Raw genomic sequence first — 21,074 nt, 5'->3', positions numbered from 1 at the left:
TTCAGATTCAGAATTGAGAGTTTCTGTTCTTACCGGGAAGGTTTCTGAAGAGAGAACTCAGATAGCGCCGACGAGATCAATGCCCGGCTTCAGGGTCTTAGCACCCGGTCTCCACTTTGCAGGGCATACCTCATTGCCATTCTCACGGACAAACTGGCAAGCCTCTACCTTGCGGAGCAGTTCATCCGCATTTCTGCCGACACTGCCGCAGCTGACTTCATAGGAAACGATCTTTCCATCCGGATCGATGATGAAGGTTCCTCTTTCAGCCAGACCATCTGCTTCAATCAGGACCTCGAAGTCCCTGGCAAGAGCCTGCGTCGGATCGCCGATCATCGGGAATGTGATCTTGGAGATCGCTTCAGAGTGATCATGCCATGCCTTGTGCACGAAGTGCGTGTCACAGGAAACGGAATAGACTTCGCAGCCGATCTTCTTGAACTCTTCATAGTTGTTCTGAAGATCTTCCAGCTCGGTCGGGCAGACAAATGTGAAGTCAGCCGGATAGAAGAAGAATACGCTCCACTTTCCGAGCAGATCATCCTTCGTTACGGTCTTGAATGTTTCATCGGCATAAGCCTGTACGCTGAACGGTGATACTTCTTTGTTGATTAAAGACATGTTTTTCCTCTCTCTTTCTATCATCGCACTGACTTCTCAAGCCATCAGGGACTGGGAAATCATCCAGATTGCTTTGCTGAAGGACTCAATCAGGTCATCCATCTTTGCGGATACCAGAACATTTCCTTCTTCTTCAGCTGTGCTCTTAACACCTTCTGCAAGCTTTTCCAGCAGTGCGTAGTCATCTCTGACCTTCGGGAGCAGATCATCTGCCTTGATATAGACACCCTCTGCTTCCGAAACTTTCGAAAGTTCCAGGAATTCCTTCAGGGTGGATACCGGAGCGCCGCCGATCATCAGCAGCGTCTCTGCGACTTCATCAATCTCTTCGCTGACTTCATCGTAATAAGATTCCAGCTGTGCATGGACTGTGAAGAATGCATGTCCCTTCACATACCAGTGGTAGGACTGAAGCTTGTGGTAGAACACTTCGAGACTGCTGAGCAGCTCATTCATAGATACATTCAATTCGTTTTTCATTTCTTATATCTCCTTCCAGGAACTTTATCTGTTCCTTTGTTGTCTTGTGACATTTACATAATATTCTCCGCATGAACTTGTTAATAGCAAATTAGAACCAATTTTATTGCATTATTTACCTGATTATAAGATTCACAACTGACTATTAGTATAATCAACAAGATTTCATGAGTATTTTTAGGTTATTTTCGTAATTTTATTGCATTTTCTTTTGCGTTTCTATGTTTTCGTGTCAGAATATAAATATGAAAAAGAATACAGAAGAAAACTACTCCTTCGGGAACCTTCCGGTTTTCCTGGAGAACAAAGAAATATGCTCTGCTGATCCTCATCAGGAATTGGCTCACTGGCACGATATGCTGGAACTGATTCAGGTAGAGAGCGGCGAGATGCACTGCCATGTCAATGACTCGGACTTCCTTCTGAAGAAAGGAGATATCTGCATTATCAATCAGGAACAAGTCCATCGAGTCTACAGCACGGAAGAAGAGAAGCCTTGTTCTGCGCACACGCTGACCGTGAACCCGATGATGCTGTCATCCATCCATGATCTCTATAATGAGCTGATTCTGCCGGTCATCAGCGACGGCGACTTCACGCATATCCGCATGAACGGCAGAAACAGCCATGCCCGCATGATCTCGGACCTCATGGACGAGCTGAGGCAGCTCGCAGAAGAAAAACCTGCAGGCTATGAGCTGCAGGCATTGGCATATGTTTCCATGATTCTGAGACAGGTCTATCTTGTTCATATGAATGAACCGATCGAACAGGACCATGATGAAGACCTCCGTCTTCAGAAGAAGATGACAACCTATATCTATGAACACTACGCCGACCGCATCGGTCTGAATGACATCGCTTTCTCTGCTGGCATCAGCCGCTCCAAGTGTGCGGCTGTCTTCAGCAAGTATACGGAGACCTCTCCGATTGACTTTCTGAATTCCTATCGTCTTGAGATGTCCGCAGCCATGCTGAAGAATACAAACGATTCAATCTCTTCAATCGCATTTTCCTGCGGCTTCAGCCAGCAGAGCTACTTCAACCGGATGTTCTTGAGAGAATACGGCATGACTCCGAAAGAATACCGGAAGTCTTCACGTGCATAAGAAGTTACTCGGTTCTGACCGAGTCGGACGGAACCGAGTAATCTGTTCGTGATATCTCCAGAATACAAAAAAGTCTCAGCAAGCCCTTACGGATCTGCTGAGATTTTTGTCTGGCATTCTATTAAGAAAGGATCACTCGTCTCTGGCAATTGCCGCAGTGGTTCCGGAAGTGATCCGGATCAGATCATTCGGGTCAAGTTCTACCTGAGTGCCGATCTTTCCTCCGGATACCAGTACCGTATCAAATAGGATGATCGTCTCATCATAGAAGGTTCTGAACTGCTTCTTCATTCCGATCGGACTGCAGCCGCCATGAATATAGCCGGTGGTCTTCAGAAGATCTTTCTGCGGAATCATCTCCACGCTCTTGACTCCTGCCGCAGCAGCACATGCCTTGAGATCAAGTTTCTGCTTCACCGGAACCACAAATACATAGAAGTTCCTGTCATTGCCTTCCGTGACCAGAGTCTTGAATACCTGATCCGGATCTTCGCCGCATTTCAGGGCTACCGAGACACCGTCAATCTTTCCGTCTTCCACTTCATAGGTATGTTCGGTATACGCAATGTGCTCCGCATCCAGAATGCGCATCACATTGGTTTTCACTTTCTTGTCCTTTGCCATATCAGCCTCCGGAAATGATTATGCATCTCTCCGGTTCAATCGGAAAGCAGAATGCGATCATTATCCAGATCAGTCCCGGATTTTTCCCGGAACATGTGAACCAGTTCCTCAACGGTGAGATGACTCCGTTCTTCTCCCTTCAGATCAAGAAGAATCTTTCCATCTTTCATCATCAGCGTCCGGTTTCCGACTGACAGTGCCTGATGCATGTTATGTGTCACCATCAGACAGGTTGTATGATTCTTCGCAACGGTTTCTTCCGTCAGCTTCATGATCTGCTCTGCCGCCTGGGGATCCAGGGCAGCCGTATGCTCATCGAGCAGCAGCAGTTTCGGCGGAACAATCGTCGCCATCAGAAGCGTCAGCGACTGCCTCTGCCCGCCGGACAAGGTTCCGACCGGAGTATTCATGCGGTCTTCAAGGCCATTGCCTAACAGCTTCAGCTGTTCCCGGAATTCTGCTTCGTCCTTCTTCGAGATTCTGGAAAATGCTCTGGTATGTTCTCCGGCACGCAGATAAGCCAGAGCCAGGTTCTCCTCGATCGTCATATTCGGAGCAGTTCCTTTGAGGGGATCCTGGAACAGTCTGCCGATATATTTCGATCTCCGGTATTCCGGCAGGAACGTGATATTCTCTCCATCCAGAATGATGGAACCGGAGTCTACCAGAAACGTACCGCAGATCGCATTGAATAAGGTGGACTTGCCAGCACCGTTGGATCCGACGATCGTGATGAAATCACCATCGTCTACGGTCAGGCTGAACTGATCCAGTGCCTTCTTCTCATTGACCGTGCCGGGATTGAATGTCTTGGAAATCCGATCGATCTTCAGCATGATCTGCGTCCTTCCTTTCTAGCTCTTGCCGAGATTGCCATGTTGTCCTTGATTGCCGGAGCAGCGATGGCAAGGGCTACGATGATTGCAGTCATGAGCTTCAGACCCTCAATCGGAATGATTCTGGTCTGCAGGACAATGGCATAGATGAAGCGGTAGACGATATTTCCGACCAGACATGCAAGAATGTTTCTCGTCAGGGACTTTCTTCCTTTGATGACGCCTTCGCCGATGATCAGGCAGGCAAGCCCGATGGTGACAATGCCGGTACCGGCATTGATATCCGCACTGCGCTGCAGCTGTCCGGCCAGGCCTCCGGAGAGAGCGGTCAGGCTGTTTGCGATGCAGAGACCGACCGTGATCGTGAAGCGGGGATTGATGGAACTGGCCCGTACCATATCAGGGTTATCGCCGGTTGCACGGATGCTGAGACCGAGTCTGGTCGTCAGGAACCAGCGCAGAACTGCCATGCAAAGGAATGCAATTGCACCGCTGAAGATGATCGTGTACCAGCTGCCGCCGATTCCAGTCTGCCGGAATAAGGAATAGACCGTATCCGACTTCAGCAGGCTGACATTGCTGGACCAGCCCATGGCCATGAGGTTGATGGTATACAGACCGGTATTAGTCACAATACCGGCAAGAATCGACGGAACCCCGAGCCTGGTCTGCAGAAATGCCGTCACAAAGCCGGCGCACGCCCCGGCCGCAAGGGCCAGGAAGAGACCGGCAAACGGATGCCCGTTCGCAGCCGAGCTGACGCAAACCGCCATCCCGAGCACGAAGCAGCCATCCGTTGTAAGATCCGCAATATTCAGAATGCGATAGCTCAGGAACAGGGCCAGGGCTACCAGAGAGTAGATGCACCCGAGTTCCAGTGCAGTCTGAATGATGTGAAGCATGCCTTTTCCTCCGTCAGTCTTCTGTTGTAGTTACCTCAACGATTTCTCCGAAATCACTGAACATCGAATAGTCTGCGTTCAGAGTTGCTGCAGTCTCCGTGTTGACCGTGATGATTCCGCCCGGCATCACTTCATAAGACTGGTAGTAATCGCCGAGCGATTCCATGCCTTCGGTCATTGCCTTGAAGGCAAGATCTGCTGTCTCTGTGCCAAGATCCGTGTAGTTGACACCGCAGGTAGCGAATGCACCATTGCGGACAAAGGAATCAGCACCGGTATAGTGAGGGATGCCAGCTTCCGCAAGCGTCGGAGCAATTGCAAGTTCTGCTGCCATGACTACATTATCCGTCGGGGTGAAGACAGCGTCTACACCATCAGCGACCAGCGAGGAAACAGCCTGGATGACTTCATCATTCGTATTGCCGGTTGCTTCGACATATTCGATTCCCTTTTCATCCAGATAAGCCTTAGCTTCTTCAATCGGCTTCACGGAGTTCGTCTCAGACTTCGAATAGAGCAGGCCGATCTTCTTCGCATCCGGGTTCTGGGCAAAGATCATATCCATGATCTGGGTGGTATTCAATGCATCAGAAGTACCAGATACATAATCGATGCCAGTGAGTTCTGCACTGTCTGGATCAGAGATTGCCGCGAAGATGACCGGAGTCTTGGTTTCTTCTGCAGCAGCGGTCATGGTCTGAGCAGCCAGGGTTGCAATCGGAATGATGCAGTCAACGCCATCCGCGATAACCTGAGACCCGATCTGCTGAAGCGTGGTCTGATCATTCTGTCCGGAATATACATCACCATATTCAATCGTCACGCCATTTTCTTCAGCAAGCTTATCCAGTTCAGCTGTAATCGCATTGGCAATCTCATCCAGTGATGCATGGTCAAGCTGTTTGACGACAGCGACTTTATAGGTCTTCGATTCAGAGGCAGCAGATTCCGCGGCTGTGGTTGTCGCGGCGGCTGCTGAGCTGGCAGCTGCTGTCGCTGCTGCAGCAGATCCGCTGCTGCATGCGGCAAGGCTTCCTGCCATCAGTGCTGCTAATGCGGTCTTCATCATTGCTGTGTACTTCATGTTTCTTTCCTCATCTTTCCTTTGTCTGAGCGGCAGATGTGCAGCTGCTGTGCCGGAGCAGCTGTTTAAGGAAAAAAGACTCCCGTCCCAATATGGGACAGGAGTCTCTGACAACTTCTGCGATACCACCCAACTTGATGTCTATACCTGACATCCTCTCGCTTACGTACCATCATACGCATCTGATTGATAACGGGATCGAATCCCGGCCTTCGTACTTGGAACATCCGTCCCGTTCAGTCGGCCCTCATGGAGTCCATTCCTTCAGCTTCCGCCTGTTCCGATTCCACCACCCGGAACTCTCTTCGAAGTTTCAGTCTGAGCTACTCGTCTCCGTCTTCGGTTTCTTGGTATATCCGTATTTTCCGCATTCCGATTCCTGAAGTCAACATGGATTTTCTTCTTTTTCCAGAAAATCTGACACTCTTACATTGATTCTGTGAAAATATTTTCACCTAATTTCTGATTCTTCTGAATCCGAATGCCTGCCTGGCAAACAGATATTATGGCGTTTCTGTCGCGTTTCCTTCATTGACCCTTTCTGATCCCGGTCCTAGAATGAATTCAGTAAAAGGAGATTTGAACATGGAAATCAGTGATGCTGTGCGTAACGATGAAGTCGTAAGACTCTCAGAAGATGAACGCAGCGTGATCATACTGGATCAGACCCAGCTTCCTAACCGCACCGTAGACCTCACTTTAAATAAGGAGCAGGAGATGTGGGATTCCATCAAGCTGCTGCAGGTCAGAGGTGCTCCGGTCATCGGTGTCTTTGCAGGATATGCCATGTATGTGCTTGCCCTCAATGATCCTTCTGACAGCTATGAATCCTTCTCTGAAGCATTCCATCGTCAGAAAGAATATCTGAATACGTCCCGTCCCACTGCCGTCAATCTGTCCTGGGCTCTGAATCGTCAGGAAGCACTGGTCAGAGAAAATGCAGACAAATCCGTATCTGAGATCGTTTCGCTGCTGAAGAAAGAAGCGCTTGCCATTCATCAGGAACAGCTTGATATCACGAAGAAGCTGGCAGAATACAGTCTTACCCTGATCAAAGATGGCGATGGTCTATTGACTCATTGCAATGCCGGAAGACTGGCATGCCTTGGTTACGGAACCGCAACAGCTCCGATGTATCTGGCTCATGAGAAAGGCTGGAATATCCATGTCTATTCCGATGAAACAAGACCGCTGCTGCAGGGTGCTCGCCTCACTTCTTATGAACTGGCAAAAGCAGGCGTAGACGTCACAGCCATATGCGACAATATGGCAAGCATTGTCATGAAGCAGGGAAAGATCAATGCGGTATTCGTCGGCTGCGATCGGGTTGCGGCCAATGGCGACTTTGCCAACAAGATCGGAACAAGCGGCGTAGCCATTCTTGCCAAGCATTACGGCATTCCGTTCTATACGGTAGCTCCTTCTTCCACGATTGATTTCAATACACCGACCGGCAATGATATCAGGATCGAGCAACGTGATCCGGATGAAATCCGTTCCATGTGGTACAAGGAACCGATGGTACTTCCGGAAGTGAAGTGCTACAACCCGGCATTTGATGTCACCGATCATGAACTGCTCACCGCCATCATCACAGAACGCGGGATTGTCTATCCGCCATTTGATATGAATATGAAGAAACTGTTCCAGGACTGAACAAGAAAAGGAGAACGAAATGACAGTTTACAAGGAAAGTATCAGTGCCTGCATCGGACAGAAGGCAGAGATTGCCAAGGTTGTCCTGATGCCGGGTGATCCGCTCCGCGCCAAGAAGGTAGCAGACACCTACCTCAGCGACGTGGTCTGCTTCAATGATGTGCGCAACATGCTCGGCTATACCGGAACCTATAAGGGAAAGAAGATTTCCGTTATGGGGCATGGCATGGGTATCCCTTCTGTCGGTCTCTATACGCATGAGCTCTTCACGCAGTTCGGGGTCGAATCGATCATTCGCATCGGCTCTGCTGGTGCACTGGCAATGGATGTCAATACTTCTGATATCGTCATCGCCGAAGCATGCACGACAAACTCCAACTACGGCAATCAGTACGGCATCGGTCAGTTCGCTCCGTGTGCAGACTTCGACCTGCTCGAGACTGCAGTGAATAAAGCAAGAGCTAAGGGATGCAACTTCAAGGTCGGAAAGATCTTCAGCTCTGACTTCTTCTACAATCCGAAAGCAGGAGAGATCAATGAGAAGCTCAGAGACTATGGACATCTGGCAATCGAGATGGAGTCTGCCGGTCTTTATTGGGAGGCTGCTGTCAACCGCAAGCGTGCGCTGACTATTCTTTCCATCAGCGATCACCTGTTCAAGAAACAGGCACTTACCTCTGAACAGATTCGTGATTCCTTCACTGACATGATGGAAATCGCTCTGGATACTGCCTGGGAATTTGCGGAATAAGCATAGGAAGCCGGAAGGCTTCTTTTTTAATCTGCCGTGAAAACCCATGAGCCTCAGCTATCAGGTTAAAGGCCGCTGTGACCGCATCAAAGGCTTTACAGCTCACATGAGCCGCCACTAAATCAAACTTCTCAAGAATCCCACGTGCTTTATCCGTGGAAGTGTCAACGCTTTTCGTTACGATACTCCTGCAGAAGCGGAGATTCCTGCAGAAGATGCTGCAGCTCTTTCTGAATTTTGGCAATCGATCTGAGAAACGCCTCATCCTCCATTCCGGTCGGATCCGGGATTTCCCAGGCATAGCGTTCCCGGCAGGGAAGATTCGGACATTGCACGCCGCAGCCCATCGTTACCACTATATCGATTGCAGGCAGTTCAGATAGCATCTTGGGATACTGGCCGGCATGAATCAGATCAATTCCGAACGTTTCCTTCATCAGCCGTATCGCATCCGGATTGATTCCGCCGGAAATATTGGTTCCGGCAGAGCAGCTGTCCAGAACTTCGGAAGCCATCTGTCTTGCCAGTGCTTCCGCAATCTGGCTGCGGCAGGAATTATGCGCGCAGATAAAAGCAATCCTCGGCTTGTTCATAGCAAGGCTTCTATTTCCTTCGCACTCAGGACTCTGCCGGCAGACACGGTCTTTCCGTCGATCATCAGCGCAGGCGTGCTCATGATTCCATAAGACGCAATGCGTGCGAAGTCGGTAATGTACTCAATCTCGGCATCGATTCCTTTCTGAGCCGCTGCAGCTTTCGCATTTGCAAGCAATGTCTCGCACTTGCGGCAGCCTCCTCCCAGTACTTTGATATTCATCGGTTTATCTTCCTCCTTCCGAATTGATTGGAAACCAGCTCCTGGTCCCATTTGCAATCTTTACCAGCGTCAGCATCACCGGCACTTCTGTAAGCACTCCGACGGTCGCCGCCAGCGCTGCCGGACTTGCTGTTCCGAACAGCGCAATCGCAACCGCTACAGCAAGCTCAAAGAAATTGGATGCTCCGATCATTCCAGCAGGCGCAGCGATATCAAACGGAAGCCTGGCCACCCAGGAAGCACCATAAGCAAGGAAAAAGATCAGGAACGTCTGCAGGATCAGCGGCACTGCGATCAGTACGATATGCAGCGGATTGCTGAGAATCACTTCTGCCTGTGAAGCAAAAATCAGAATCAGCGTCAGGAGCAGACCAATGGTGGATGCTGAATCAAACCGGTGAAGGAATACCTGTTCCAGATATTCCTTCCCCTTCTTTTTCATCACTCTGACCCGAGTCAGAAAGCCTGCACCGAGCGGTATGACCACAAACAGGAAGATGCTGAGGAACAGCGTGCTATAAGGAACCGATACTTCCGAAACCCCGAGCAGGAACTTTACGATCGGCACAAATGCAGCCAGAATGATCAGATCATTTGTTGCGACCTGCACGACTGTATAGGCAGGATTTCCATCGGTCAGCCTGCTCCAGACAAAGACCATGGCAGTACACGGTGCCGCTCCAAGCAGCACCATACCAGCAAGATACTGTCCGGCCAGTTCCCGCGGAATCAGACTGCCGAACACTCCGAAAAGAAACAAGCGGGCAAGGCCATACATGGTAAAAGGCTTGATCAGCCAGTTTGTCACCCAGGTAATCAATAATCCTTTCGGATTCCTGCCTGCTTCACGGATGCTCTGAAAATCCACCTTGATCATCATCGGATAGATCATGATCCAGATCAGGACCGCGATCGGAAGAGATATTCCCGCAATCTGCATCCTGCCAAGGGCTCTTGGAACACCAGGCAGAAAATGCCCGATGACAACGCCAAGCATCATGCAGAACAGCACCCACCAGGAAAGATGCCGCTGAAAATTGCTGATTCCTTCTTGTTTTTTCATATATTCTTCTTTCTAATGCCTGCATCTGAGCAGGCTGCTGTTTTCTGACTGCAGGATGGCCCGCAGTTCAGACGATCAATATAGTTCCGGAATGCGATCAGCGTATCGCAATTCAGAGCATAATAAGTGTTCTTCCATTCTTTTCTTGTTCTGACAAGACCGCACTCTGCCAGGATCTTCATATGATGTGAAAGAGTCGGCTGGGTAATCTGAAAATGCTCCAGAATCCGGCAGGCGCATAATTCCCCATCTGTCAGCAATTCCACGATCCGGATCCGGATCGGATCACCAAGGGCTTTGCAGATCATTGCGGCATCCGCTGCATTCATACGCTTCTCCTTTCATAAAAACATGGACTGCATCAGATTGAATCCATATCCAACCAGGATGATCCCGAGGACGCATAGTACCAGAAAGACCGCCAGCAGTTTCGGCTTTACTGCCTTGCGCAGCAAGATCAATGATGGCAGGCTCAGGGTGGTAACCGCCATCATGAAGCTCAGCACCGTGCCAAGCTGCGCACCCTTGGAAAGCAATGCTTCGGCCACTGGGATGGTCCCGAAGATATCCGCATACATCGGAACTCCGGCCAGCGTGGCAATGATTACGCTGAATGAATTCCCACTTCCCAGCACCTTCTCAATTGCCTGCTGAGGAATCCAGTTATGAATTGCGGCTCCGATCCCGACACCTGCCAGAATATACGGAAACACTTTCCGGAACGTGAAAGTCATCTGTTCTTCTGCGTACTGAATACGCTCCTTCACATTCAGCGTCTTCAGATTTCCGTAAGACGAAGCCCGGGCATTGCGAACCAGGTCTTCGATCTGATCCTCCAGATGCATATGCTCGATGATCGTTCCTGCTGCAATTGCGATCAGCAATCCTGCAATCACATAGACAAGCGCGATCCTGGTTCCGAATATCCCCATCAGGAGAACCAGACTGCCGAGATCCACCATAGGCGAAGAAATCAGGAATGAGAACGTCGCCCCAATCGGCAGACCAGCACTGGTGAACCCCATGAAGATCGGAATCGAAGAACAGGAGCAGAATGGAGTTACCGTTCCAAGCAGAGCTCCGATGCAGTTTGCCTGGATGCCATGGAAGCGGCCCATGATCTTCTGACTGCGTTCAGGCGGAAAATAGCTCTGAATCAGAGAGATCAGAAAGATCAGAATACAGAGCAGCAGCGAGATCTTGATCACATCGTAGAGAAAGAACTGAATGCTCGCCGCAAATCTATCAGAAAGATCTGCCCCCATTGCGGCAAGCATTTTCCCGATCAGACAATTCAGCCAATGCATCCCGAAGATCTCATTCTGAATGAATTCACCCATATATGTCCCTTCATCACATTGATGTTCATCTATCTGAATAATACTCATCACATTCATGAATGTCAATCTGATTGTCCATCTACCTCATAGCCAGAAACTCTGCTAGGATGGAATCATGAAAGATCATTGTTCCGCTGGTTCCTGCCCCTACCGCAAAGATGATACGCTCTGCACGTCAAAAATCCGTCTGTTCCGCTCTTTGCCCGTCGAAGCCCAGGAACAGCTGATTGCACATTCCGTTCCTAGCACCCATCCTAAAGGCACTATTCTGCTCCAGGAAGGGCAGCAGATCGACTCCATCCTCATCATCCGCAAAGGCAGGCTGAAGACATGCCGTCTGGAAGCGAATGGCGAAGAACACGTGCTGGACATTCTTCATGATGGTCAGGCAATCTGGCATGACATGTTTCTGAAAGACCCGGTCTATCACTATTCCGTTGTATGTCTGACTGATGTCTCGATCTGCGAGATCAGACGGGAAGAATTCCTGGAACTGCTGAAACAGCAGCCGGAGACGGCAATGAGTCTCATTCAGATGCTGAGCACAGAACTTGCCGAAGCAAAGGAAAAGATTCTGCTCCTTTCCATCCGGGATCCGGAAGTCCGGCTGGCAGGCTTCCTGCTAGACCGTGATACGCGCTGCATCGGCCCCTATATCAGCATGCGCCTGGACGATATCGCCGCTTCGATCAGCCTGCGGCCGGAAACGGTATCGAGAAATATTACGAAATTGGAAAAGAAAGGTCTGATCAGACGAATCGGCCAGGGAAAGATCCAGGTCATCGACCGGCCTACGCTTCAGCTTCTGTTTCAGAGTTCATCCGGAGAATAATGCTTCAAATTTGATTCCAATCAAGGAACACAGCACCCGCTGCGCGTATTCTCTCTCTTGTGAGAAGAAACCGCAGCGGGTTTCTTTCGGAGGAATGACATGATTCAGGGAAGAATACATTCCGTGGAAAGCTTCGGTTCTGCAGATGGGCCAGGCGTGAGGTTTCTGATCTTTCTGAAGGGCTGCAGCCTCCGGTGCCGGTACTGTCATAATCCGGATACCTGGAGTCCCGACAGCAAGGATCTGCGCACTGCCGATGAACTGCTCGATCAGGCAGAACGATATCGTCCTTACTGGGGAAAAGAAGGCGGCATCACCGTGAGCGGCGGCGAGCCATTGCTGCAGATTGATTTTCTGATCGATCTCTTCCGCAAGGCAAAGCAGAGAAACATTTCAACGTGCATCGATACTGCCGGTCAGCCTTTTACCAGAACGGAACCATTCTTCAGCAAGTTTGAGGAGCTCATTGAATACACCGATCTATTGCTGGTGGATATCAAGCACATCGATCCTCTCCAGCATCGTCTGTTAACCGGAAGATCGAATGAGAACATCCTGGACATGCTGAAGTATCTCGATGAGATTCAGAAACCAGTCTGGATCCGGCATGTATTAGTGCCAGGCATCACGGATGATGATACATGGCTGTATCAGACCAGGGCATTCCTTTCTTCTCTTCACAACGTAGAGCGGATTGATGTGCTGCCCTATCACACCCTGGGCATTCATAAATATGAAGCCCTCGGAATTCCTTACTCGCTGAATGGAGTAAATCCTCCAACCAGAGAACGCATTGAAAACGCAGAGAGGATTCTGAATGGCCGGCAGACCATCATGAATCCCGATCAGAACTATACAGAAAGAAGGCATACCTTATGAGCAATGCATGGAGATCATTTCAGGGAACACACTGGAAGAATGACGTCAATGTCCGCGACTTCATTCAGAACAATTACAAGCCATATGACGGAGATGAATCCTTCCTAAAAGGACCGACTGAACGCACAGACAAGCTCTGGGCTAGAGTACAGGAACTGCAGAAAGAAGAACGCGCAAAAAACGGCGTCCTCGACTGCGAGACGGAAGTTGTCTCCGGTCTGACTGCCTACGGACCAGGCTATATCGATGAGTCCATGAAAGACCTGGAACAGGTCGTAGGACTGCAGACTGATAAACCGCTCAAGCGTGCCTTCATGCCATACGGCGGCATCAAGATGGCAGAGGAAGCAGCTGAGACTTATGGCTATCATGTGAATGAGAAGTTCCACAAGATCTTCACCGAATACCACAAGACCCATAACCAGGGTGTCTTCGATGCCTATACCCCTGAGATGAAGGCAGCGCGTCACAGCCACATCATCACCGGTCTTCCAGATACCTATGGCCGAGGCAGAATTGTCGGCGACTACCGCCGCATTGCCCTGTATGGCATCGATTTTCTGATCCGCGAGAAGCAGAACGATTTTGCCAACTGCGGCGATGGTACGATGACTGATGACATCATCCGTCAGAGAGAAGAACTGGCCGATCAGATCAGAGCTCTGAAAGACATGAAGAAGATGGCAGAGATCTACGGCTTTGATATTTCCAAGCCAGCTGAAAATGCCAAGGAAGCAGTGCAGTGGCTGTACTTCGGATATCTGGCTGCTATCAAGACGCAGAATGGCGCTGCCATGTCGGTCGGCAGAATTTCCACCTTCCTTGATATCTATATTCAGAGAGATCTGGACGAAGGAACGCTCACGGAAGAAGAAGCACAGGAACTCATCGACCATCTTGTTCTGAAGTTCCGCATGGTCAAGTTTGCCCGTATTCCAAGCTACAACGCGCTGTTCTCCGGCGATCCGGTATGGGCAACCCTGGAAGTTGCAGGACTTGGCATGGATGGCCGGTCCATGGTCACGAAGAATGACTTCCGTTTCCTGCATACCCTGGAAAACATGGGCCCTGCTCCGGAACCGAACCTGACCGTTCTCTACAGTTCCCGTCTGCCGGCTTCTTTCCGGAAATATGCGGCAAAGATCTCGATCCGCACGTCTTCGATCCAGTATGAGAATGATGATGTCATGCGGCCGATCTGGGGTGATGATTACAGCATCTGCTGCTGCGTCAGCGCCACCGAAACTGGCAAGGAGATGCAGTTCTTCGGAGCCCGGGCAAATCTTGCCAAATGCCTCTTATATGCGATCAATGGCGGCAAGGACGAGAAATTCCTGGACAAGAATGGAAATCATATGCAGGTCGGGCCGGAATATGCCCCGATTACTTCTGAATACCTCGATTATGACGAAGTGATGCATAAGTATGATCTGATGATGGACTGGCTGGCAGGGCTCTATGTCAACATTCTGAACCTGATCCAGTACATGCATGACAAGTACTATTATGAAGCAGCAGAGATGGCGCTGATTGATACGGATGTACGCCGCACCTTCGCTACCGGTATTGCCGGATTCTCTCATGTCGTCGATTCCCTTTCCGCCATCAAGTATGCAAAAGTCAGAGTCATCCGTGATGAATCAGGTCTGGCCGTGGACTACAAAGTTGAAGGAGACTTCCCGCGCTATGGCAACGATGATGAACGAGCCGATGAGATTGCAGTCTGGCTGCTGAAGACCTTCATCACGAAGATCCGGAAACACCACACCTACCGCAACAGCGAAGCAACGACTTCCATTCTCACGATCACCAGCAATGTCGTCTATGGCAAGGCTACCGGTGCGCTGCCGGATGGAAGAGCGGCATATGAACCTTTCTCTCCAGGTGCAAACCCTGCATACGGAGCAGAGAAGAACGGACTGCTCGCTTCCCTCAACAGTGTCGCGAAGCTTCCGTATGAATATGCCCTTGATGGCATCTCCAATACGCAGACGATCAGCCCCTCTGCATTAGGCAATGATGAAGATCAGCGCACGGCAAATCTCGTGAATGTCCTGGATGGCTACTTCAATCAGGGAGCCCATCATCTCAATGTCAATGTCTTCGGCATTGAGAAACTCAAGGATGCCATGGAACATCCGGAGAAACCGGAATATGCAAACTTCACGATCCGAGTATCCGGCTATGCCGTCAAGTTCATCGATCTGACGAGAGAGCAGCAGCTCGATGTCATCGCAAGAAACGCCCATCAGAATCTGTGAGTACCTTACTGGCGCAGTTCGCTGCGCCTTTTCTTTTCCATAGACATCCCCATATTGCAGGGCTAAAATGATCGCAATGCGGATCTTCTGCAGTTATGGAAAAAGAAACCTATGCGCGAACTGAAAGAAGCATTTCCGAAAACGATCCCTGTGCTTGCAGGGTATATCTTTCTCGGCATCACTTACGGAATCCTTGCCGTAACCAGCGGCCTGCCCGCCTGGATACCGGTGCTCACTGCTCTTGTCGTCTATACCGGATCAATGGAATTCCTGCTTGTCAGCATTCTCTTAGCGCCATTCAATCCATTCTCCGTGCTTGCGACCGCACTGATGGTCGGCGCCAGACATATCTTCTACGGCCTTGCGATGCTGTCAAAATACTGTGGCACCGGAAAAGCGAAGTTCTATCTGATCTACACGACCAGCGATGAAACCTTTGCCCTGAATTGCGATGCGAAGATTCCGGAAGGAATGGATAAGACAAAATATTACTTCTGGGTCTCATTCCTGGATCAGATGTACTGGGTTGCAGGATCTGCCCTGGGTGCTTTCTTCGGCAGCTATATCACGGTCAGCACCGAAGGTCTCGACTTCGTGATGACCGCAATGTTCATCTGCATCTTCCTGAGCCAGTGGCTCCGTGATCGTGATCTCCTGATTCAGAAATATGGAAAAAATATTCCATGGAAACAGATTCTCCTTGCCCATGCCGGCGAACTGACCGGAGTAATCGGTTCCTTAGTCTGTCTGCTGATCTTCGGATCCGAGAAGTTCATTATCCCTTCGATGATTTTGATCCAGGTGATTCTTGCATGCAGCAGAAAACAGGTAGAACCCGTGACAGATGAACTGAACAAGACTGGAGGCGATCAGGCATGATCATGACGAATGCCCAGGCAGTGATCACCGTTGCGATCGTCATTGCCGGAACCATCTTCACCCGCTTCATTTCCTATATTGCTTTTCCGGAAGGAAAGCAGATTCCTTCCTTCATTGTTTATCTCGGCAAAGTACTCGGTCCTGCCGTATTCGGTCTGCTGGTTGTGTACTGTTTCCGGAATACGGATCTCTTCACTTCCTTCGCAGACGGAGGAACGCATGGAATCCCGGAACTTGCCGGTCTCTTAGTCACTTCCGGCATCTTCTGCAGGAGCCGCAATATGATGCTGTCGATGGCAGCAGGTACTGCCATCTATATGATTCTGGTTCAGGCAGTATTCTGATTTCATTGTTAAAACCGCAGGCAACTGACTTCAGTCAGAATGTCTGCGGTTCTATTTTTGTAACGAAAAGACCGCACAGCCTGCGGCCTCATCAGTACTATTAATGATTGATGCTCAGTCAGCTAGTTCTGCCAGGTCGTAGATAAGCTTCTCACTCTTCTCCCAGCCGAGGCATGGGTCAGTGATGGATTTCCCGTATTCGCTGTCTTCCGGCTTCTGGCAGCCATCTACGAGATAGCTTTCAATCATCAGTCCTTTGACGATGTGATGAATGTCTTCAGAAACTTTGCAGCTATGGAGCACATCCTTGGCAATCCGGATCTGCTCCATATAGTTCTTGTTGGAATTGGAGTGGTTGCAGTCTACGATCAGCGCCGGATTCTGCAGATCCCGTTTATGATACTCCTCGATCAGATTCATGATGTCTTCATAATGATAGTTCGGAAGATTTCTGCCGAAGCGATCCACATAGCCGCGCAAGATTGCATGAGCCATCGGATTTCCCGTGGTGCGTACTGCCCATCCGCGGTAGACAAAACTCTGCGGAGACTGGGCTGCCGTGATGGCATTCATCATGACGGAAATATCGCCGCCCGTCGGATTCTTCATCCCGGCCGGAATGCCGATGCCGGAGGCAGTCATACGATGCTGCTGGTCTTCGACAGAGCGAGCTCCTACTGCAACATAGCTGAGCAGATCTGAAAGATACCGGTGATTTTCGGGGTAAAGCATTTCTTCTGCAGTCGTGAATCCCGTTTCTTTCACGACTCTTGTATGAAGTTCACGGATGGCGATGATACCTGCCAGCATGTCTTCTTTCTTATGCGGATCCGGCTGATGCAGCATGCCTTTATATCCGATGCCCTTGGTCCGCGGCTTATTCGTATAGACACGCGGAATCATGAAGATCTTGTCTTTCACTTTTTCCTGAACTGCAGCAAGTCTGGTCATATAGTCCAGCACTGCATCTTCGCGGTCTGCGGAACATGGCCCGATGATCAGCAGCAGCCTGTGGTCTTTTCCAGTGAAAATATCTTCAGCCTGCCGATCCCGTTCTTCCTTGATCCGATGAATCTCATCACTGAGCGGGAACTGCTTCTTCAGTTCTTCTGGGGTCGGAAGTTCCTGGATATACTGCATGTGTTTTTCCATTTTGCATTTCTCCTGATACGCGCAACATTATAGCAGTTCTTCCCATTCCTGTGACTAGAAGCACTTATCTCTCATTTCACATTTCTTGTTTTCGGATGACTATCATAGGATAATAAACAGCGGATCACCACAGACAGATAATCATCATAGAAAGCAAGTGATTTCCATGGATCGTCAGAAAGAATTAATTGAAAAACTGAATGCAGAAGGCATGCTCACCAGGGAAGAATTCCGGGAGCTGATTGAAGGCAGAACAGAAGAAAGCTACGAGCTTCTCTCTTCTCTTGCCCGCTCAAGAGCACAAGCCGTATTCGGAGATAAAGTATATCTGCGCGGCATCATCGAATTCAGCAATTACTGCCGCTGTGACTGCAGATACTGCGGCATCCGCCGTTCCAATGAAAATGCAGAACGCTACCGCATGAGCCCGGAAGAAATCATTGCCTGTGCTTCGCTCGGGCATGAAGTGGGATTCCGTACTTTTGTGCTGCAGAGCGGCGAGGATCTCTGGTATACCGATGACATTCTCTGCGATCTCATTCAGACTCTGAAAGAGAAGTTCCCGGACAGCGCCATCACCTTATCGATCGGGGAAAAGAGCAGAGAATCGTATCAGAGATATTACGATGCCGGTGCTGACCGGTATCTGCTGAGGCATGAGACTGCTTCGTTCTCTCTGTACCGGAAGCTTCATCCGGAAGCACAGACCCTTCTGAATCGTATGAGATGCCTCTTGGATCTGAAGGAAATCGGCTATCAGGTTGGTGCCGGCATGATGATCGGTGCACCTGGTCAGACAACCGATGATCTCCTGAATGATCTCTTCTTCATGAAGGAACTGCAGCCTGATATGATCGGAATCGGTCCGTTCATTCCTCATAAAGACACGCCATTCCGGGATGAACCAGCAGGCAGCACAGAACTCACCTTATTCATGCTCGGTGTTCTGAGACTGATGTTCCCGGAAGTGCTGCTGCCGGCAACGACTGCTCTAGGCACTGTCGATCCGCGAGGCCGTGAAAAAGGAGTTATGGCCGGCGCCAATGTCGTGATGCCAAACCTTTCTCCGGTAGAAAACCGGAAGAAATATCTTCTCTATGACAACAAGATCTGCCTCAGCGATGATGCGCTGAAGTGCGCAGGCTGCATGTCCGGCAGAATCCATGGCCTTGGCTATGAGGTGGAAATCGGCCGCGGCGATGCGCCGAGGCTCTGGAAGAAGTAATCACAGCAAAGAAACGCGAAGAGCGGCAGAGTGCGATAATGATGACATCACGCTTCTGCCGCTCATTTCTTTTTCCGTTAATCGTAAGTTTATGCCGAAGGCATCAGCTGTAGGAATGCAGACCTGGCATCAGGGTATTTACTCCGATGAAGGTAAACAGAACAACCGGTATCGCAATGATGGCGTACCAAGCCATGAATACGCCCTTCTTCTTTTTTGATAGGCGCAGATGCAGATAGATGGAATAGAGAATCCACGTGATCAGTGCCCAGACTTCTTTCGGATCCCAGGTCCAGAATGCCGACCAGGCTTCTTCGGCCCATACTGCCCCGATCAGGATCGTTACAGTCAGCAGCAATAGTCCGATAGCGATCAGACGATAGGCGAAGTAATCAATTTCCTCCAGTCTTTCGTCATCAGGACTCTTTTTATGAATGAGAAGATAACGGATTCCGGATGCACCTGCAAGCATAAATGATGCGTAAGCAAATGCTGCAGAGCCGATATGAATGCCGAACCAGATGGATCTCAAAGCCGGCATCAATTCCGTAATCTCTCTCGGCTGCATGGCCGCATATAGCAGGATCGCCCAGGTCATGAAGATACCAGGCGTCGTGATCCAGTCTGCATGGATGGTGTAATGCATGATAATGAGGATCAGTGCAATGCCCCACGAGAACGTTGCGGCAAATTCAAACTGATTGGACATCGGCAGCCGACCTGCCCGGATCCCGCGGATGACCAGGTATACCGTCGCCAGCACTGCTCCTGCCATAAACAGATACCAGGCGATCTTCTTAAGCTTTTCTTTCTTCCAGACACCTGCAATGAACTGCAGGACGAGACCGATGAAATAAGTGATCAGCCCGGCAAAAAATAAGTAGTCCATTATTTTCTCCTGTTCTTTAACGCCATGCGTATCATCATCCTGACATCTTCCGGTTTATTTCCGTAAATGTGATAGCCATCCTCATAGCCATCCTCATAGATGCCAACCAGTACCGGCTGGAAAAGGAAAGTCAGCACGAATCCGATCGTCATGATCAGGAACGACAGAATGAGCAGCAGCGATATGATCCGGCTGCTCTTCTTGATGCGAAGTCCCGGATATTCCGTCGGATCTTCAAAATGGAAATGAAGACCGCCGGCTTCGATATCATCCCCCGGGAAGGCAAGCATCGGGGTCATCTTCAGATCATCATTCTCATTGCTTTCTTCGTCGTTGTATTCCACAAGATTGAAGGTATAGACCGGATTCGGATATGATCCGGTAACCGACGTAGTCAGAGAGAAGTCATCCCCATCCTGCTCAAAGTCCGGATACAGGGCATTGAAGTAGATACCCGTATGTCCATCCTTGGAAAGAAATACGTTGTCTTCCAGATAGATGTGATCTTCATTCCCATCATCGTCTGTGACGGTTACCGAGCCGATCGTTCCATAAGTCTGCTGGTATACCTTATAATCCCCCAGTGCCACAGGATGGTTGACAGAAGTCTCCCTGAGACCGCTTGATGTGCCATCGGGAAGAGTAACCTCGATTGTGCTGCGATAATCCAGATCGCCAGTTTGATCTTCGATATGGAATGAATCTACATAAATCTGTGTACCATCATCCAGGGTAATTGAATCTTTCGGCATGCAGGTCTGATCGATAACCGTCGGCGTATACATTGCCATGGCAAAGAAGATCACCGTCAGAAGAATACCAAGATGCGTAATGAACGTACCATACCGGCCGATCCGGTTCTTCTCATAGACCTTGACACCAGCTATTTCGGTCTTATGGCAATGATGCTTTTCCAAGGTATCTTCAATCAGTGCCAGTTCTTCCTGAGATGCAGTCACATCAGCTTTGCCCAAGGACACAGCACTGATTTCTTTCTCCGGATCAATGCGGCGCCACCTGAGCACTGAACACATGGCAAGATTGATACAGAGGAGTACGACTAGCACAACAAAATACCAGCTAGTAAACACATGGTTCAGCTGCAGTTTCAGCAGAATCCCATACCAGGAATAATTGCGCACATAATACATTGCTTCTTCACCCTGGGGGATGACGCTTCCGGCAATGGAGATCAATGCGATCAGACCTAAAAGGATCAGACCGAACTTCATGGATCTGAAAAAACTGAGAACTTTCTTCATAGTCTTTCTCTTTTTTTAGAAAAAATACCACCCACCTGTGCGGATGGTATTTTCTGATGCGTTTCAGA

At 49.7% G+C, this 21,074-nt stretch carries 23 protein-coding genes; 9 read left to right on the top strand and 14 right to left on the bottom strand.

What is annotated here, in order from left to right; genetic code table 11:
* Positions 1-57 precede the first annotated feature (57 nt).
* Positions 58-621 (bottom strand): alkyl hydroperoxide reductase subunit C, encoded by a 564-nt coding sequence (gene ahpC / locus C7E00_RS02350; protein WP_105302751.1) that lies wholly within the window; start codon positions 619-621, stop codon positions 58-60.
* Between the two features lie 36 nt (positions 622-657).
* Positions 658-1,101: a Dps family protein gene (locus tag C7E00_RS02345; RefSeq protein ID WP_167836430.1), complete on the bottom strand. Its 444-nt coding sequence runs from the start codon at positions 1,099-1,101 to the stop codon at positions 658-660.
* Between the two features lie 245 nt (positions 1,102-1,346).
* Here C7E00_RS02345 and C7E00_RS02340 point away from each other — a divergent pair, with 245 nt between their 5' ends.
* Complete coding sequence (locus tag C7E00_RS02340; RefSeq protein WP_167836429.1) at positions 1,347-2,210, top strand: AraC family transcriptional regulator; 864 nt, start codon at positions 1,347-1,349, stop codon at positions 2,208-2,210.
* Between the two features lie 132 nt (positions 2,211-2,342).
* Here C7E00_RS02340 and ybaK read toward each other — a convergent pair whose 3' ends face one another.
* From ybaK to C7E00_RS02320, 4 genes are read right to left on the bottom strand one after another with little or no spacing between them, the layout of a single operon-like run.
* Entirely contained in the window at positions 2,343-2,834 is a 492-nt protein-coding gene (gene ybaK / locus C7E00_RS02335) for a Cys-tRNA(Pro) deacylase (RefSeq protein ID WP_105302749.1), read from the bottom strand.
* A 35-nt stretch (positions 2,835-2,869) separates the two neighbouring features.
* On the bottom strand, positions 2,870-3,670 hold the full coding sequence (locus C7E00_RS02330) for an ABC transporter ATP-binding protein (RefSeq protein WP_105302748.1): 801 nt from the start codon (positions 3,668-3,670) through the stop codon (positions 2,870-2,872).
* A complete protein-coding gene (locus C7E00_RS02325) occupies positions 3,664-4,572 on the bottom strand; it encodes an ABC transporter permease (RefSeq protein ID WP_105302747.1) in 909 nt (302 codons plus the stop codon). The genes C7E00_RS02330 and C7E00_RS02325 overlap by 7 nt, the downstream gene beginning before the upstream one ends.
* A gap of 13 nt (positions 4,573-4,585) precedes the next feature.
* Positions 4,586-5,656, bottom strand: coding sequence for an ABC transporter substrate-binding protein (locus C7E00_RS02320; protein ID WP_204378543.1), 1,071 nt, complete (start codon positions 5,654-5,656; stop codon positions 4,586-4,588).
* Positions 5,657-6,241: 585 nt separating this feature from the next.
* On the opposite strand from C7E00_RS02320, the gene mtnA reads away from it, so the two are divergent.
* A complete protein-coding gene (gene mtnA / locus C7E00_RS02310; RefSeq protein WP_204378542.1) occupies positions 6,242-7,312 on the top strand; it encodes an S-methyl-5-thioribose-1-phosphate isomerase in 1,071 nt (356 codons plus the stop codon).
* Between the two features lie 19 nt (positions 7,313-7,331).
* Positions 7,332-8,063, top strand: a complete 732-nt coding sequence (deoD, locus tag C7E00_RS02305; protein WP_105302745.1) for a purine-nucleoside phosphorylase — start codon at positions 7,332-7,334, stop codon at positions 8,061-8,063.
* Between the two features lie 164 nt (positions 8,064-8,227).
* On the opposite strand, the gene C7E00_RS02300 is transcribed toward deoD, so the two are convergent.
* Genes C7E00_RS02300 through C7E00_RS02280 form a run of 5 tightly spaced genes read right to left on the bottom strand, consistent with a single transcriptional unit; the run spans position 8,228 to position 11,283 of the window.
* Complete coding sequence (locus C7E00_RS02300; RefSeq protein WP_105302744.1) at positions 8,228-8,656, bottom strand: arsenate reductase/protein-tyrosine-phosphatase family protein; 429 nt, start codon at positions 8,654-8,656, stop codon at positions 8,228-8,230.
* Complete coding sequence (locus C7E00_RS02295) at positions 8,653-8,880, bottom strand: thioredoxin family protein (RefSeq protein ID WP_105302743.1); 228 nt, start codon at positions 8,878-8,880, stop codon at positions 8,653-8,655. The genes C7E00_RS02300 and C7E00_RS02295 overlap by 4 nt, the downstream gene beginning before the upstream one ends.
* A 4-nt stretch (positions 8,881-8,884) precedes the next feature.
* Positions 8,885-9,943 carry an ACR3 family arsenite efflux transporter gene (gene arsB / locus C7E00_RS02290; protein ID WP_105302742.1) on the bottom strand — a complete coding sequence of 353 codons (1,059 nt, stop codon included), beginning with the start codon at positions 9,941-9,943 and terminating at the stop codon, positions 8,885-8,887.
* Positions 9,940-10,272, bottom strand: coding sequence for an ArsR/SmtB family transcription factor (locus C7E00_RS02285; protein WP_105302741.1), 333 nt, complete (start codon positions 10,270-10,272; stop codon positions 9,940-9,942). The genes arsB and C7E00_RS02285 overlap by 4 nt, the downstream gene beginning before the upstream one ends.
* Positions 10,273-10,284: 12 nt before the next feature.
* Entirely contained in the window at positions 10,285-11,283 is a 999-nt protein-coding gene (locus C7E00_RS02280) for a permease (protein WP_105302740.1), read from the bottom strand.
* 115 nt (positions 11,284-11,398) lie between these two features.
* Here C7E00_RS02280 and C7E00_RS02275 point away from each other — a divergent pair, with 115 nt between their 5' ends.
* The 5 genes from C7E00_RS02275 to C7E00_RS02255 all read left to right on the top strand — a co-directional run bounded on the left by C7E00_RS02275 (position 11,399) and on the right by C7E00_RS02255 (position 16,478).
* Positions 11,399-12,115, top strand: a complete 717-nt coding sequence (locus C7E00_RS02275; RefSeq protein WP_105302739.1) for a Crp/Fnr family transcriptional regulator — start codon at positions 11,399-11,401, stop codon at positions 12,113-12,115.
* A 99-nt stretch (positions 12,116-12,214) separates the two neighbouring features.
* On the top strand, positions 12,215-12,994 hold the full coding sequence (gene pflA / locus C7E00_RS02270; RefSeq protein ID WP_105302738.1) for a pyruvate formate-lyase-activating protein: 780 nt from the start codon (positions 12,215-12,217) through the stop codon (positions 12,992-12,994).
* Positions 12,991-15,255, top strand: coding sequence for a formate C-acetyltransferase (pflB, locus tag C7E00_RS02265; RefSeq protein ID WP_105302737.1), 2,265 nt, complete (start codon positions 12,991-12,993; stop codon positions 15,253-15,255). The genes pflA and pflB overlap by 4 nt, the downstream gene beginning before the upstream one ends.
* A gap of 111 nt (positions 15,256-15,366) precedes the next feature.
* A complete protein-coding gene (locus tag C7E00_RS02260; protein WP_105302736.1) occupies positions 15,367-16,134 on the top strand; it encodes an AzlC family ABC transporter permease in 768 nt (255 codons plus the stop codon).
* A complete protein-coding gene (locus C7E00_RS02255) occupies positions 16,131-16,478 on the top strand; it encodes a branched-chain amino acid transporter permease (protein WP_204378540.1) in 348 nt (115 codons plus the stop codon). The genes C7E00_RS02260 and C7E00_RS02255 overlap by 4 nt, the downstream gene beginning before the upstream one ends.
* Positions 16,479-16,592: 114 nt before the next feature.
* Here the strand turns inward: C7E00_RS02255 and C7E00_RS02250 are convergent, their stop codons facing one another.
* On the bottom strand, positions 16,593-17,630 hold the full coding sequence (locus C7E00_RS02250; protein WP_105302735.1) for a 3-deoxy-7-phosphoheptulonate synthase: 1,038 nt from the start codon (positions 17,628-17,630) through the stop codon (positions 16,593-16,595).
* 166 nt (positions 17,631-17,796) lie between these two features.
* Between C7E00_RS02250 and hydE the strand changes: the two genes are divergently transcribed.
* A complete protein-coding gene (hydE, locus tag C7E00_RS02245) occupies positions 17,797-18,855 on the top strand; it encodes a [FeFe] hydrogenase H-cluster radical SAM maturase HydE (protein ID WP_105302734.1) in 1,059 nt (352 codons plus the stop codon).
* A gap of 103 nt (positions 18,856-18,958) precedes the next feature.
* Here hydE and ccsA read toward each other — a convergent pair whose 3' ends face one another.
* Both ccsA and C7E00_RS02235 read right to left on the bottom strand, forming a co-directional pair.
* Entirely contained in the window at positions 18,959-19,744 is a 786-nt protein-coding gene (ccsA, locus tag C7E00_RS02240) for a cytochrome c biogenesis protein CcsA (RefSeq protein ID WP_105302733.1), read from the bottom strand.
* Positions 19,744-21,006 (bottom strand): cytochrome c biogenesis ResB family protein, encoded by a 1,263-nt coding sequence (locus tag C7E00_RS02235; protein ID WP_105302732.1) that lies wholly within the window; start codon positions 21,004-21,006, stop codon positions 19,744-19,746. Before C7E00_RS02235 ends, ccsA begins: the two co-directional genes overlap by 1 nt.
* Positions 21,007-21,074: the final 68 nt, after the last annotated feature.

This window comes from Anaerolactibacter massiliensis, assembly GCF_900290205.1.
GTDB lineage: Bacteria > Bacillota_I > Bacilli_A > Erysipelotrichales > Erysipelotrichaceae > Bulleidia > Bulleidia intestinalis.
This window is presented reverse-complemented; position numbering and strand designations above follow the sequence as displayed.